Origin of the sequence: Streptomyces sp. Ag82_O1-12 (genome assembly GCF_900182715.1) — a bacterium.
GTDB lineage: Bacteria > Actinomycetota > Actinomycetes > Streptomycetales > Streptomycetaceae > Streptomyces > Streptomyces massasporeus.
This window is the reverse complement of sequence record NZ_FXUW01000001.1, coordinates 4,560,923-4,574,421: the sequence shown is the minus strand read 5'-3', so window position 1 is coordinate 4,574,421 and position 13,499 is coordinate 4,560,923. Positions and strand designations below refer to the sequence as shown.

General features: G+C 71.4%; 18 protein-coding genes. 9 read left to right on the top strand and 9 right to left on the bottom strand.

Translation table 11 applies throughout. The features are described 5' to 3' along the window. The first annotated feature begins 64 nt into the window (after positions 1 to 64). Together QOL88_RS21035 and QOL88_RS21030 are read left to right on the top strand one after the other, a co-directional pair. Positions 65 to 388 (top strand): aromatic-ring hydroxylase C-terminal domain-containing protein, encoded by a 324-nt coding sequence (locus QOL88_RS21035; protein WP_257027844.1) that lies wholly within the window; start codon positions 65 to 67, stop codon positions 386 to 388. A 731-nt stretch (positions 389 to 1,119) separates the two neighbouring features. Further along, the gene (locus tag QOL88_RS21030) at positions 1,120 to 2,163 is read left to right on the top strand and encodes a fatty acid desaturase family protein (RefSeq protein ID WP_097218288.1); all 1,044 of its coding nucleotides are present in this window, start codon (positions 1,120 to 1,122) and stop codon (positions 2,161 to 2,163) included. Positions 2,164 to 2,311: 148 nt separating this feature from the next. On the opposite strand, the gene QOL88_RS21025 is transcribed toward QOL88_RS21030, so the two are convergent. After that, positions 2,312 to 2,539, bottom strand: coding sequence for a hypothetical protein (locus QOL88_RS21025; RefSeq protein WP_097218286.1), 228 nt, complete (start codon positions 2,537 to 2,539; stop codon positions 2,312 to 2,314). Between the two features lie 61 nt (positions 2,540 to 2,600). Next, positions 2,601 to 2,783, bottom strand: a complete 183-nt coding sequence (locus tag QOL88_RS21020) for a hypothetical protein (protein WP_097218283.1) — start codon at positions 2,781 to 2,783, stop codon at positions 2,601 to 2,603. A gap of 197 nt (positions 2,784 to 2,980) precedes the next feature. Here QOL88_RS21020 and QOL88_RS21015 point away from each other — a divergent pair, with 197 nt between their 5' ends. After that, positions 2,981 to 4,222: a PP2C family protein-serine/threonine phosphatase gene (locus QOL88_RS21015; RefSeq protein WP_097218281.1), complete on the top strand. Its 1,242-nt coding sequence runs from the start codon at positions 2,981 to 2,983 to the stop codon at positions 4,220 to 4,222. Here the strand turns inward: QOL88_RS21015 and QOL88_RS21010 are convergent. The 3 genes from QOL88_RS21010 to QOL88_RS21000 all read right to left on the bottom strand — a co-directional run bounded on the left by QOL88_RS21010 (position 4,206) and on the right by QOL88_RS21000 (position 5,928). Then, a complete protein-coding gene (locus QOL88_RS21010; protein WP_097218279.1) occupies positions 4,206 to 4,577 on the bottom strand; it encodes an STAS domain-containing protein in 372 nt (123 codons plus the stop codon). The two genes, QOL88_RS21015 and QOL88_RS21010, sit on opposite strands and share 17 nt — an antisense overlap. A 434-nt stretch (positions 4,578 to 5,011) precedes the next feature. Then, on the bottom strand, positions 5,012 to 5,314 hold the full coding sequence (locus tag QOL88_RS21005; RefSeq protein ID WP_143668873.1) for a hypothetical protein: 303 nt from the start codon (positions 5,312 to 5,314) through the stop codon (positions 5,012 to 5,014). A 17-nt stretch (positions 5,315 to 5,331) separates the two neighbouring features. Next, positions 5,332 to 5,928 carry a DUF5994 family protein gene (locus QOL88_RS21000; RefSeq protein ID WP_097218274.1) on the bottom strand — a complete coding sequence of 199 codons (597 nt, stop codon included), beginning with the start codon at positions 5,926 to 5,928 and terminating at the stop codon, positions 5,332 to 5,334. Positions 5,929 to 6,511: 583 nt separating this feature from the next. Between QOL88_RS21000 and QOL88_RS20995 the strand changes: the two genes are divergently transcribed. After that, complete coding sequence (locus QOL88_RS20995) at positions 6,512 to 8,227, top strand: SpoIIE family protein phosphatase (protein ID WP_257027843.1); 1,716 nt, start codon at positions 6,512 to 6,514, stop codon at positions 8,225 to 8,227. Between the two features lie 33 nt (positions 8,228 to 8,260). Here QOL88_RS20995 and QOL88_RS20990 read toward each other — a convergent pair whose 3' ends face one another. After that, on the bottom strand, positions 8,261 to 8,938 hold the full coding sequence (locus tag QOL88_RS20990; RefSeq protein ID WP_097218269.1) for a hypothetical protein: 678 nt from the start codon (positions 8,936 to 8,938) through the stop codon (positions 8,261 to 8,263). Between the two features lie 595 nt (positions 8,939 to 9,533). Here QOL88_RS20990 and QOL88_RS20985 point away from each other — a divergent pair. The 5 genes from QOL88_RS20985 to QOL88_RS20965 are packed head-to-tail and all read left to right on the top strand — an operon-like array spanning position 9,534 to position 11,740. Continuing rightward, positions 9,534 to 9,836, top strand: coding sequence for a hypothetical protein (locus tag QOL88_RS20985; RefSeq protein WP_097218267.1), 303 nt, complete (start codon positions 9,534 to 9,536; stop codon positions 9,834 to 9,836). Positions 9,837 to 9,843: 7 nt separating this feature from the next. Continuing rightward, positions 9,844 to 10,248: a hypothetical protein gene (locus QOL88_RS38615; protein ID WP_306456181.1), complete on the top strand. Its 405-nt coding sequence runs from the start codon at positions 9,844 to 9,846 to the stop codon at positions 10,246 to 10,248. Positions 10,249 to 10,308: 60 nt separating this feature from the next. Beyond that, complete coding sequence (locus QOL88_RS20975) at positions 10,309 to 10,809, top strand: DUF5994 family protein (protein WP_097218264.1); 501 nt, start codon at positions 10,309 to 10,311, stop codon at positions 10,807 to 10,809. Further along, complete coding sequence (locus QOL88_RS20970) at positions 10,806 to 11,219, top strand: DUF5994 family protein (protein WP_097218262.1); 414 nt, start codon at positions 10,806 to 10,808, stop codon at positions 11,217 to 11,219. The genes QOL88_RS20975 and QOL88_RS20970 overlap by 4 nt, the downstream gene beginning before the upstream one ends. 53 nt (positions 11,220 to 11,272) lie before the next feature. After that, positions 11,273 to 11,740 carry a DUF5994 family protein gene (locus QOL88_RS20965; RefSeq protein ID WP_097223106.1) on the top strand — a complete coding sequence of 156 codons (468 nt, stop codon included), beginning with the start codon at positions 11,273 to 11,275 and terminating at the stop codon, positions 11,738 to 11,740. 87 nt (positions 11,741 to 11,827) lie between these two features. Here the strand turns inward: QOL88_RS20965 and QOL88_RS20960 are convergent, their stop codons facing one another. From QOL88_RS20960 to QOL88_RS20950, 3 genes are read right to left on the bottom strand one after another with little or no spacing between them, the layout of a single operon-like run. After that, on the bottom strand, positions 11,828 to 12,250 hold the full coding sequence (locus QOL88_RS20960) for an arsenate reductase ArsC (RefSeq protein ID WP_097218259.1): 423 nt from the start codon (positions 12,248 to 12,250) through the stop codon (positions 11,828 to 11,830). Next, complete coding sequence (locus tag QOL88_RS20955; protein WP_097218256.1) at positions 12,234 to 13,025, bottom strand: aquaporin; 792 nt, start codon at positions 13,023 to 13,025, stop codon at positions 12,234 to 12,236. Before QOL88_RS20955 ends, QOL88_RS20960 begins: the two co-directional genes overlap by 17 nt. Continuing rightward, entirely contained in the window at positions 13,022 to 13,420 is a 399-nt protein-coding gene (locus QOL88_RS20950; protein ID WP_097218254.1) for an ArsR/SmtB family transcription factor, read from the bottom strand. Before QOL88_RS20950 ends, QOL88_RS20955 begins: the two co-directional genes overlap by 4 nt. Positions 13,421 to 13,499: the final 79 nt, after the last annotated feature.

Sequence of the window (13,499 nt, the reverse complement as noted above, 5' to 3'; positions counted from 1 at the left end):
GGCCGTTCTCTATCCGGTCGTGCGCTCGGTCTGGTTCGAACGGGGTCCTGGATCGGGTGACTTGTTGGCCGATCTGAAGACCGGTGACGGCCGGCGTCGCGTCTTCGAACTGCTGCGCACGGCGCGCCCCGTGCTGCTCGACCTCCGCGGTGACACCGCACTGGCGGCCACGGCCGAGAGCTGGGCCGATCGCGTCGACCTCGTCGAAGCCCGGTCCACGGCCGACCACTGGCCCGTCTGGCCGGATGACGAGACCCCCGCCCCCGCCGCGCTCCTCATCCGCCCCGACGGCCACGTCGCCTGGACCGCACACGCCGGCACCACCCCCGACCCCGCCGCCCTCCGGACCGCCCTCACCGACTGGTTCGGCCCGGCCACGGCCGACTGAACCGAGACAAGAGGCTTGCCGCGGGAGATCGCGGCGATGCGACACCGGTCTGCCGCAGCATGATGGACGTCGTTCCTTGCGGCCGGGGCCGCGCGACCACGCCGGCACGACGAATCCACGCAGGTCAGCAGCCCTGCGGCCGCGCAAGCGCCGTCGCTTCCCAAGCTGAGGGCGCGAGTTCGATTCTCGGCCGCGTGCCACCTCCGCATCCCTTCCGCACCACAAGGGCCACGGGCTTACGTCCACAGGTTGTGGACACAGCCGCGACGGAGAGCCCGGACGCCTCGCGGGGAGGCCACCAACTGGTGGCCCCGCTCGGAGAACACGGCGGAACGGAGTCGGAACACCGGCCGAGTCGTACGTTGCTCTCGCCCTCGCCGCATGACCGGACAGGCCCAACGCCCCCTTCACCCTGCTTGATCACGGTCTTCCGCAACTCGCCGCAGGCGGAGCGCTTTTGCCCCTGCCGCCGATCCGGCCATGACGTCGAAGTCGCGGCCCGCTCCCGCAAGCCCGGTGCCGTCGCGGCGTGTGAGTCCCGTCCGGCAGGGAACACGCATGGAGATAGAGGGCCTGCGCGGCCGCCCGCTGACGAAGCAGACGTCGTCCTTGCTCCGCGGTCGCGCGATGCGCTTCCGGCAATGGAGGAAGCGCATCCCTACCTACGGCCCGGTCTCAGCGGCTCCCGGGCAGCGCCGAGTCATCGGCCTCACCCGGGGAGACCAACCGTCATGACCACGCATTCCGTCGTCCGCCCCCCGCCCTCGGAGAGGTCCGGGAGTGACTTCGCCCGACTGTCGAGGAAGATCGCCGATGCCGGCCTGATGGGCCGCCGTCCCGGCTACTACGCCCTGCGGATCACCGTGGTCGCCGGGCTCTACGTCGGCGGGTGGGCCACCGTCGCGCTCGTCGGTGACAGCTGGTGGACCCTGACCGTCGCCGCTTTCCTGGCCGTCGTCTTCGGTCAGGTCGCCCTGCTCGCCCATGACGCGGCCCACCGTCAGGTGTTCCGCCGGCGCCGGGCCAGCGAGGTGTCCGGACGGATCGCCGGGGCCGGTATCGGGATGGGCTACGGGTGGTGGCAGGACAAGCACACCCGCCACCACGCCAACCCCAACCACGAGGACCTCGACCCCGACCTCGACCCCGACCTGCTGGTCTGGTCCCAGGACCAGGCCCGGGCCGCCACCGGCCTCCCTCGTCTGATCGGCCGCTGGCAGGCGTTCCTGTTCTTCCCGCTCCTGACACTGGAGGGCTTCAACCTGCACGTGTCGAGCGTGCGGTCGCTGGCCAATCGCTCGCTCAAGCACCGAGCGCTCGACGGCGTCCTGCTGTTCGCGCACTTCGCGGTGTACCTGACCGTCCTGTTCTGGCTACTGCCCCTCGGTATGGCGATCGCCTTCCTCGCCGTCCACCAGTGCCTGTTCGGTGTCTACCTCGGCTCCCTCTTCGCGCCCAACCACAAGGGCATGCCGATCCTGAAGGGCGAAGACCGCCCGGACTTCCTGCGCCGCCAGGTGCTCACCTCGCGCAATGTGCGCGGCGGCCGGCTCACCGACATCGCGCTGGGCGGGCTGAACCACCAGATCGAGCACCACCTGTTCCCCAGCATGCCCAGCCCCAATCTGCGCAGGGCGCGGACCATCGTGCGGCGCCACTGCGAGGACCTGGGCGTGGAGTACATGGAGACCGGGCTGATCACCTCCTACCGGCTGGCTCTCATCAGCCTGCATCAGGCGGGAGCACCGCTCCGGAAGACCCGGATTCCCGCGTAGGAGCGGGCGTCCGGCGATCTCCGCGAGGACCGTCGACGGCGGTGACGGCACCGCGCCACACCGCGGATGCCGATCTCCGCGAGGACCGTCGGCGGCGGTGACGGCACCGCGCCAGCCGCGGACGCCCGGGCGCCGATCGGCTCCCCGGTCAGCGCAGCCGGTCTCCCCTGGCCCGTCGCCGGTCATCGCGGATGCGGTCCTGCCGGTCCCGGCGGTGGATGAAGTCGCCCGGTTCGAGGTCACCGTCCATGAGCCGCCCGATCACGAGACCGACGATGCCCAGCCCCAGCACCAGCAGGAAGGCCCAGAAGTCACCGAAGTACGCGGCGAACCCCAGCGCCATTCCCGCGATCAAGCCCACCACGCCTCTGCTCATCACGCGCTCCTTTCGACGCACCGGGCCTGATCCGGTCCCCGTGCTCCGGTCCGGCCGTCTCCTACTCTTCCCGCCTCAGCGCTCTCCGGATGAGCAGGAAGGCCGCGACAGCGACCAGGGCGATCCCGATGAGGATCAGCAGTGCCCCGAGGGCGATCAGAACCGTCCCGACCAGGATCAGCAGCGCCCCCACCAGGATCAATATCGTCCCGATGAAGAGAAGAAGTGCCGCGAGGACGGTCATGGCTGCCTCCTGCCCCCTCGACTCTGACTCCTCTTCGTCCGCTTTGTAAACAATTCCGGATGAAATGGTGCAATGAGACCTACGATGGCGGGGGATACCCCTTCTGCCCAGGCCATGTGCGGCGAGGGGCGCTCGGTCCGACATGCCACCCAGGCGCAATCGGCTCGCCATCACCCCGGGACGAAGGGAATCGAGCGATGACGGACGGTGGGCGCCAGCCGGACAGAATCGGGGTGGACCGGTCGGAGGGGTTCGGCGAACGACTGCTGGGTCTGCTGCTGGACCGGGCCCACGAGATGCCGCCGGACTTGATCGCCCCACTCATCGCGGAAGAGGTGGCCAGGGTCGGGGGGCGGGAGGTCTCCATCCTCCTACAGGACTACGAACAGGTCCTGTTGGTGCCGCTGCCGGGCCGCAGGCTGAAGGTCGGCGGCCCCGAGCCGGTCGAGGACTCGCCCGCCGGCGATGCGTTCCTCAGCCGCAGATCTGTGGAGGTCCCGCAGGACGGCAGCGTGCGGATGTATCTGCCGCTGCTGGACGGCAGTGACCAGATCGGCGTCATGGCCGTCACCCTGGACAGCGTCGATGACGACGACCGGCGGCTGCTGCGCAGGCTCGCCGGCCTGGTCGCGGACATGATCGTCACCAAGGACGCCTACACGGACCAGTTCTTCCAGGCCCGCCGCAGCGCCCCGATGAGCGTGGCCGCGGAGATCCAGTGGTCGTTGCTGCCACCGCTGTCGATGACCGTGCCGCAGGTCGAAGTGGCCGGAATCCTGGAGCCCGCCTACGACGTCGCCGGCGACAGCTTCGACTACGCCCTCAACGGCGACATCCTTCACATGGCCATGCTCGACGCGATGGGCCACGGACTGGACGCGGCGACCATGGCGACGGTGGCCGTCGGCGCCTACCGGCATACGCGACGGGCCCACACCGACCTGTCCCAGGTGTACGCGTTCATGGACCGGGCCATCAACGAGCAGTTCGGCCACGAGCACTTCGTCACCGCGCAGATGATGGTCCTGAACATCGACACAGGTCTGCTGCAGTGGGTCAACGCCGGCCACCCGGCTCCGCTCCTCATCCGTGACCGCGCCGTGGTGGACCGGCTGGAGAGCCCCACCACGCTGCCCGTCGGCTTCGGCGGCGAGGAGCCGGTGGTCAGCGAGCGGATGCTGCGACGCGGCGACCGGTTGCTGTGTTTCACCGACGGCCTGATCGAGGAGCACCAGACCGGCGGGCAGCAGTTCGGTGAAGAACAGCTCATCGAGTGGACCAACCGGATCCTCCGCGCCCGCACCGAGGTACGGGCGGTGGTGCGGGCGCTCTCCCACGCCCTGAAGCACGAACGGGGCGGCGCCACGACCGACGACGCCACCATCTTCCTCGTCGAGTGGCGAGGCGGCAGCGCCGATCACCTCACCACCCTCGACTGAGCCTTCTCGGAGACCGCCGTGAAGGCGTCCTGCCGGTGGCGAACTCGTGAACCAGGAAACCGGAGCCGGTGATCTCGATGATGCGGGCCATGATCGGCGGTGGATGGTGCAGCCGGAGAATCAGGCCGGCTTCGGTGGCCAGCCCCGATGCGATGAGGAAGACGTTGAGCCCGCTGGCGTCGCAGAAGGTGACTCCCGTGAGATCGACGTCCGTGATGCCCCTGCCGTCGTTCAGGCACTCGGACAGCGCGGCCCGTACGAGCGGGGCGGTGGCCAGGTCGATCTCCCCCGAAAGGGTGATCAGCGTGCGGGTGGTCTGGTCGTGCCGGTGGACGTTCAGCCGTGGAAGGGGCATGGCTCCTCGGTTCGGAGTGCCCGTCGGCGAGACGTCGTGACCGGACCGGGTCCTGTCCTCGCGGCTGCCGCCGATACGGGGTGTGCGGGGTGGCGGCTGGAGGGCCGTTTCACGAGCCCGGGTCGGCGGGCATCGTGGTGGGCCGCCGTCCGGGGATGCGCCACGAACCGGACAGAAGGTCCGGACAGCAGATCCGGACAGCAGGTCCGGACAGCAGGTCCGGACAGCAAGGTCCGGACAGAAGGTCCGCGCCCGACGGCATCGTGTCCTGGAGGCCGGCTGCCCCGGCCTGCGGTCACCGGACGCGGGTGGGCCCCCGGCCTGCGGTCACCGGACGCGGGTTGGCCCCCGGGCTGTCATGTGCGCGCCCCCCGGCCTGTCATGTGCGCGGTTGCGGCCGGGGTCCCGGACTGCGGGTTGTGCTGTCGGTGCGGTCAGTTCCGCCCGTCCGGCGACGGGCCGGGCGAGCCTGCCGGAAGAGTGGGGCTCGCTCCTTCACGGGCACGCGGGCGGAGTCGCCCGCGTACGCCGGGCCCGGCTCCTCGGTCGGGGCGGCCGGTACCGCTCGTCGCCGCCCTGCCGCGGGCCCTGCGCCGGGCCGACGGAGCCGGTCCCGCGACCGGCATCCCGGTGTGGCCGTAGTGGATGGCGGCCATGCGGTCGCCGTGCTGTGAGTTCAGCAGGCGGATGAGGAGCGCCCCGACCACGATCATTCCCAGGATCACGGCAACGGTCACGAAGGTCTCCACCGTCCTCACCTGCCCCTCGGTTGCTGCGGCACCGTGCCGGTCATGGCCGGCACCCGTGGAGATGCGGCCGAGTCGCCTGACTCGTGCCCCCCTTCGGAGTCCCAGACCGCCTCCACGGCCCGGTCGGCGTCGCGCCGCGTCCGCAGGCGCGCCGCCTCCTCCATCAACCGGCTCGCGCTCGACACACGCCGCGGGTCACTCGCGGCGGCCATCAGCCAGGCGGCCGTGTCGGGGGCCGTCTGCGGCGGGACGACCAAGAGGTTCCAGCGGCCCACGTGGTAGGAGAGCAGCAGCAGTTCGTGCGGATCCTGCTCGTCCCGGAACCAGCCCACGTTCACCACGTGCCCGGCGACGGGCACCTTGCGCGGAATGACCGGCCACTGGGTGGGATTCACCGTGACCCGGGTGATCCGCCCCCACAGCGGATCCAGTACGGCGGTCAGGGACGGGAGTTCCGCCTCGAGATCGCGCGAGCGGGGCCACCAGGCGCCGTCCAGCAGAGCCGGCGCGGAGTCGGTGGGAGCCAGCGACAGACGCAGAGAGAGCGAGGAGAGCCGGTCATCGGCTTCGGTCGTCGGCGGGAGGGAAATGGTCGCCATCATGACGCGAACCCTGCCCCGGGCCGACCGAGACCGGCCCGGACTATTGAATCGCCGAAAACGACACGAGCCTGAAAGCCGGTGTTCGAAATATCCTCGGTAAATCCAGCGTACTCCTCGGACGGGCCCGCCGGACCGTGCGGACAACGGAGGAACGCTCCGCTGCGTCCTCCCCCTCAACCGCCGCCCCTGAGGCAGCGATTCCGGGCGAGTCGCGGACAGCTTCGATCCGACGCGGCCGGAGGCGGTGCGATCCAGGCTCTCGCCCTCCGGCCCCGGACCGCGTACGCGCAGGTCAGGCTCCCTGCACCTGCCCAAGCGCCGCCGCCTCCCGAGCCGGGAGGGTGCGTTCGGTTCTCGTCACCCGCTCAGGCCGAAGTCGCTTTCACGGAGAGGAGTTGTTCCGGCAGCCCGAGCTCGTGCCGCGGCAGGGTGGTCGTAGCGTCTCGCGCCGGGGGAACACCATGGCCACACGACGGAGCCGAGCTGATCCGTGCCGAGTCGGGGGAATATCGATCCATTGGTGTGTCGGTCCCCCGATGCGCCCGCGGGCTTCGGCGAGGGTTTCCCTGACGGAGGGGGTGGCGTGGTGAAGGGTGCGGGAGGCGAGGGGAGCCGGTCGGCGGCCGAGCCGGGTTTCTGGCAGCGGGTCGTCGGGCAGTTGGGCACGGCGTTGATCGTGGTGGATCCCGCCGGACGGATCCTCGCGGTCAATCCGGCGGCCGAGCGGCTGCTCGGCCGCGCCGCCCCGGCAATGCTCGGGGAGGACACACACGACCTGCTGCACCGGGATGCGGACGGCCGCAGGATCCCCCGGGAGCAGTGCACGTTGCTGAGGGCCGTGGCCGAGAGGGTGGAGACACGGGAGGAGGGCCGCGTCTGTCTGCGCGGTGACGGTCGTCTGATCGCGACCTACTGGTCCGCTTCTCCCTTGACGGACGACGGCGCCTTCCTGGGCATGGCCGTGCTGCTCACCGATGCCGCCGGCGACCGCAGCGCGCGTCGGGAGCGTGCGGCCTACACGCGTGCTCTGGAAGACCTCACCGAGCGGCTGACGCTGGTCGCGGAGATCACCGACGTGCTCGGTCAGACCCTGGAGACCGATGAGGCCCTTGCCCGGCTCGGCCGCCTGCTGGTTCCCCGCCTCGCCGACTGGGCGGCGGTGGATCTCCGGGTCGGTTCCGGACAGATCCACCGTGTGGCGGTGACGGGCCCCGAGGGCCGGGACGCCACGCAGGAGGACTGGCAGGAGCACCTTCCCGAGGCCGGGGAGGAGGGCCACTCGCCTCTGGTCCAGGTGCTGCACGGCGGTGAACCCGTCCTGCGGCACGAGGCGGACATGGCCGCACCGGTCACCTCCGCCCTGGCCACCGTCCACAACGGCTTCCTGCGGGCCGTCGGCGCGAGGTCCGCCGTCACGGTGCCGCTGGGCTCCGGGCGTCAGGTCACCGGCGCCTTGACGCTGGTGCGCACGGACCCCGCGCACCCCTTCGACACCGACGATCTGACCGTCGTGAGCGACATCGGCCGCCGGGTCGGCCTGGTCATCGACAACGCACGGCGGTTCGGCCGCCAGCGCGCCGTCGCCGAGGCCATGCAGCGCAACCTGCTCGCCCCGCTGCCCCAGCCCGGCCGCCTGCGGCTGGCCGCCCGCTACCAGCCCGCCCCGGCCGGCTCCCAGGTGGGCGGCGACTGGTACGACGCGTTCGAGCGGAAGGACGGCACGCTCGCGCTGGTCATCGGCGACGTCGTGGGCCACGACCTGACCGCGGCGGCCGGAATGGCGCAACTGCACGGCATCCTGCGCTCGCTGGCCTGGGACCACACCGGCCCGCCCGGTGCCGTCGTCGACCGCCTCGACGACGCCATGCCCGCCATCACCACCGTCCCCATGGCCACCCTCGTCCTCGCCGTACTCGAAGGCGACCCGCACACCGGTCCCTGGACGCTGCGGTGGACCAGCGCGGGGCATCCGCCGCCTCTGCTGCTGACCCAGGACGGACAGGCGCAGTACCTCGAAGCGGGACAGGGACTCCTCCTCGGTGCCCCTCCCGGCACCGGCGGCAACCGGCCGAGCGCCGCGCAGTCCCTTCCACCGGGTTCCACTCTCCTGCTCTACACCGACGGCCTGATCGAGATCCCCGGCAGCGACCTGGACACCGGCCTCGCCCGTCTGCGCCGCCACGCCCTCGCTCTCGCCCACGAACCGCTGGACACGCTGTGCGACCAACTGCCCGCCCGCATGCCACCCGGCAGCACCGACGACGTGGCTCTCCTCGCCCTGCGTCTGCCGTCGCCCTGAAGGCGGTGACCGCGGCGCGGCGGGGCCGGGGGCTCAGGTGTCGAGGACCAGGACGCGGAACGGGCCGAACGGGGCCGTGCGCGGTGTGTCGCCTTCGATGTACCGCCATCCCCAGGACCGCAGGGCCTCGACGGTCCTGTGGTCGGAGCGCTTCACCAACGTGACGGCGACGGCGGCACCGTGGTCGGTGAGCAGCCGTTTCTGCAGGCGCCGGGCGAGGTTCCAGGCGCGGTCCTGGTTCTGCCTGCGGACCCGGGAGGGAACGTGGATCCCGGAGATCACGAAGAGGCGTCCGGAGGCGGCAAGCCGGAGCAGCCGCCCCGGAAGGTATCCGTCGAAGCCCTCCCACCAGGGGCCGTCGCCGCCTACGGGGAAACCGTAGGCGCAACCGGTCAGCGCGGTGGTCTCCGCGATCAGCAGCTCGAATCCCGGTCGCCGTGCGTCGGCCGCAAGCCGCCGCAGGAAGGCGCTGCGGGCTTGGTTCCACGCCCAGGGGCCGCCGCCGGACGTCTCCGCGTACAGATCGCCCAGTTCCTGCAAGTGGTCCTCGATCTGACGCCGGGTCAGCGCACGGACGCGTTGCCCTTCCCGGGGCGAGGAGCCCCGTTCCGGCCTCGGGCCGCCGGGCTTCCGCGTCGCGGGCGGGTGCGCACCGACGGGACGCGCGAGGAGTTCTGTGGTCGTCGGCGCAGCCGGCACGTTCACGGTCATGAGGCAAGCCCCGCTTCGGGCACGGACGGACCCGGCCCGGCGTCGTCGGTCACCGAGAGCGGCACCGGTGTCGGAGTCGGCGCGCGACGCCCTCGGTGACCTCAACCGTACTCCCGCGGCCGCGCCGCCTTCCGGACCGACGGTGGACGGCCGTACTCCCGCGGCCGCGCCCTTCCGGACCGACGGTGGACGAGAACGCCGAGGCGGGTACGGCGGTTCCGTCCGCTTCCCGGCAGTCGGGGGCGCACGGGAGTACGGTGGAGGTACCGAGGGCACGTCGCACACCGGCTTCCGCGCTGGTCTCGTCCTCGGCGAGACACTTCGCCGGAAGCCTCACGCAGCGCAGGAGCTTCCGGAGACAGGTCAGCACGATGGCCCCGGCCTTCGATTCCCTCCCCGCCGCCGACGCGTGGCCGGTGCCCGACCCGCGCAGGGCCGTACTGCAGCTCTTCACCACCGGCGCCACGAGCACGAACGGCACCATGAGCACGAACGGCACCACCGGCCCCCATGCACCATCACGCGCCCCAGGGACGGCGAGCCCGCTTCTCCCCGGCTCTTCTCGCGTCCGACCGACCGTCAGGTCGTGACCGCCATGGACATCGACCTCAGCATCGCCGCGCTTCTCGTGCTCATCGCCGCCGGAGCGTACGTGATCCACCGGCTCAACCCCGCACACAGCGAAGGGATCGCCTTGCGTTCCTACAACCGCTTGCTGGCCGGCCCCTCAGCCGCCGCCGACCGAGCCGCCGGAACCACCCCGCCGCCCCCCTCGCACTCCACCCCGTCCGCCGCGCTCGACCGTCGTGACCATCGCGACGGCGGGCGGGGGCGCTTCCGGCCGCGCCGCCACCGGCAACGGACGACGCACAACACGCGGAACGCCGCGGCGCGTTGAGGCCGAAATGGCCGACAGAACAGAGGTCACGTCCATGGCCGCGCCACTCAGCCGCAGCCGTAGCCGCAGCCAGGGCCCCAGCACCGGCACCGGCACCGGCACCGGTCACGGCACAAGCGAAGATCCGCCGGCGTACGAGACCGCCGAGGGTGATCTCCCCAGGGGCGACCTCGCGGAGGTCCGCATCATCGCCGCCAGCCCCGACATCGCCCAACGAGTGGCGCAGCTGCTGCGCCGGAACCTCCGCTGCGACGAGCCCCGCAGCTACCCCGCTGGCCCCGACGGGCAGGGCACCCTGCTCCATCTCACCGTCGACACCGGGCAGGTCGGCGAAGCGACCTTCACCCAGTCGCCCTGGCCGGCCACCAGCCACACCCAGGCACGACGCGCCCACACCGACGAGCCTGGCTGACGTCGGCCCAAGCAGCACCGGCAGTCGTAGGACGGCCGCCCGAGAACAGGAACCGCGACCATGAACCCGCACACCGGCACGGGCCCACCGCCGAGGACCGGCGACCGCGCCGCCGGCCGCCCGGTACGCACGCCACCGCGCCCTGCCCGGCTCGCCCTGCGCCCGCCGACCTTCCCGCCCGGCCCCCTCTGCGGCGCCTGGTGGCCCCACACCGATGACCTGATGGCCGAACTGCCCGCGCTCACCGAGGCGTTCGACGCGACGCGAGGACGCGTGTCGCGCATGGCGTCCCACCGCGACACCTGGCCGGCGGCGCCCTGCGACCTGCCCGTTCCCGGGCACACGGTGAAGGCCGCGTGGTTCGCCTCCGGTGTCGACCCGCACATGATTCGGCTCTTCTCGTACGGCGTCGGACGCTGGGACCTGCTCGTCGTCCCACCCCGGACCGAGACCGCCACGGCCGCACGGCTCATGGCCGCGGCTGCCGACCCCGCGCTCCACCTCACCGCGAGCGAGCTCCTGGCGGCCGAGCTCCACAACCCGTCGAAGGAAACGCCATGATCACCACAGCGCCACCCGCATCACCCGCACCTCCACCGCCCATCCGCCCTCTCCTCCGCCTGCGGCTCGCGCCCCACAGCGCGCTGCCACGTCGTCTCGACGGGGTGTGGTGGCCCCGTTCGTACGACCTCCTGGCGGAGCTTCCGCAGCTGCTCGCCGCACTGCCGCGCGCCTGGGGACACATCGCCGGCGTCACGGTGAACGGAGCGGCCTGGTCCGCGGCACCTGGCCGGATGCTCGTCGCCAACCAGGTCGTACGACTGCGGAAGTCGGTCGCCGCGCACGCCCCGGACACCGTCGTCCTGCTCGCCCCCGGCCACGGCCGCTGGGACCTGCTGGTCGTGCCGCCCGACACCACCGAGGAGGCGGCCGAACCGATCATGACCGCCGTGCTCGGCGACCGCGCCTGACCCGCCAGGAGTAGCGTGGACGCGGGGAGGCCTCGAACAGGCAGGTGAGCACGATGCCCGATCCCGATTCCCCGCCTCCGGCAGGTTTGCTGGCGGACGGTGCACACGAATCCGTGCGTCCCGGAACGGCGCTTCTGCGGCTCACCACCACACACGAACGCCAGAGCATCCTCGACGGCGCGTGGTGGCCCCGTTCAAGGAATCTCGCCTCCGAACTGCCCGGCCTGATCAGCGCATTGACCGAGCGCCTCGGGCCGATCACACGGATCGGCCTGGACTCCGCGGCCTGGGACGACGACATACCGACGCGGGTGACCGTCGACGACCGTGTGGTGCACATCGACGTCTTCTCGGTGGGCGACGAAACCGCGCTCGTGACCCGGGGGGACCAGGACCACTTCTCCCTGCTGGTGGTCCCACCGGACACGCCCCCCGAGGTGGCCCGAACCGCGATGACCGAAGCGGTCCGATCCGGCAACCCCAAGCAGGCCCAGCAGATCCTGATCGACACCAGCCTTTGACTCAGCCGCGATGACGTCGTCGACCCGACATACGAGTCATCCCGCGCTGGTACGGCACCCCGACCGCCGAGAGAGACGGTTCAGGACTCACGCCCGGCCCGACGGGGCGATCTCCGCGACGAGGCCGCGGATGCGCTTTTCGATCTCGTCGCGGATGGGGCGCACCGCGTCGACGCCCTGCCCGGCCGGGTCGCGGAGTTCCCAGTCGAGGTAGTGCTTGCCGGGAAAGACGGGGCAGGTGTCGCCGCAGCCCATCGTGATGACCACGTCCGAGGCCCGCACGGCTTCGACGGTCAGCACCTTGGGAATCTCGGCCGAGACGTCGATGCCGACCTCCGCCATGGCTTCCACGACGGCCGGGTTGACCGTCGCGGCGGGCGCTGATCCGGCGGAGCGCACCTGCACGCGTTCACCTGCGAGGTGCGTGAGAAAGGCGGCGGCCATCTGCGAGCGCCCGGCGTTGTGCACGCAGACGAAGAGCACGGACGGCTGTTCAGGAGGAGTGTTCATGGCGGATGCGACTTCCGACGGAGGAGGCAGGTGCGGGAGGGGCAGGGGCGGCGAGTTGGGATTCCGCCCGCGTGCCGGCGGGGGCCGGTGGTGCGGGTGCCGGGCGTCCGAAGAGGACGAACGCCAGGCCCAGCCCCAGCGCGGCGCCCGCCAGTTGGGCCGCGATGAACGGGCCGGCAGAGACGGGGGCGATCCCGGCGAAGGTGTCGGTGAAGGCTCTGCCGATGGTGACCGCGGGGTTGGCGAACGCGGTGGAGGACGTGAACCAGTACGCCGCGCCGATGTAGGACGCCACGGCGACGGGAGCGGCTTGGGCCCGGCCGGTGCGGGTGAGGCCGAGGATCAGCAGGACGAGTCCGGCCGTCGCGACGAGTTCGCCCAGCCACAGGTGGCCGGCGGAGCGGTCATGGGTGGACCACTGCACCAGAGGCCTGGCGAACATGGCATCGGCCAGGACCGCACCCCCGACGGCACCGGCAATCTGCGCCGGGAGGTAGGCGGCCAGGTCCCGACGTGTCGGTCCGTCCGGGGTGCGGCGGCCGGTGAACCACGCCGCGAGCGTGACCACCGGGTTGAAGTGCGCGCCGGAGACGGGCCCGAAGAGGGTGATGAGCACGCCCAGGCCGAACACCGTGGCCAGCGAGTTGGCCAGCAGCTGGACGCCGACGTCGTGGGTCAGCTCGGTGGCTTGGATGCCGGAGCCGACCACCACCGCGACCAGGGCGGCCGAGCCCACCGCCTCGGCAAGGGCCCGGCGCCCGAGGGACGCACTCACGCGGTCGCCTCAGACTCGGCCTCGGCTTCAGCCGTCCGAGCAGTCGCCAGGAACGCGGACAGCCGGTCCAGGGTGCCGGGAAGCAACCAGTAGTACACCCACGTACCGCGACGCTCGCAGTCGATCAGTCCTGCCTGGCGGAGCAGTTTGAGGTGGTGCGAGATCGTCGGCTGGGACAGGTCGAACGCCGGGGTCAGGTCGCACACGCAGACCTCACCGCCCGACCGCGAGGCGATCATCGACAGCAGACGCAGCCGTACCGGGTCGCCCAGCGCCTTGAAGAGCTTCGCCGGCTCCGCCGCCTGGGCGTCGTCCAGAGGGGCTGCCGCCAGCCCTGGGCAGCAGTTGGCGGACTCGCCGTCCTGACCGATCACCACAAGCTCCTGATTCGACATCCTTCTATGTTGACGTCTCTCTATCCAAGGTGCAAGCTTTGCATCGATAGACGTCAATGCAAGCAGATGGGAATCACGT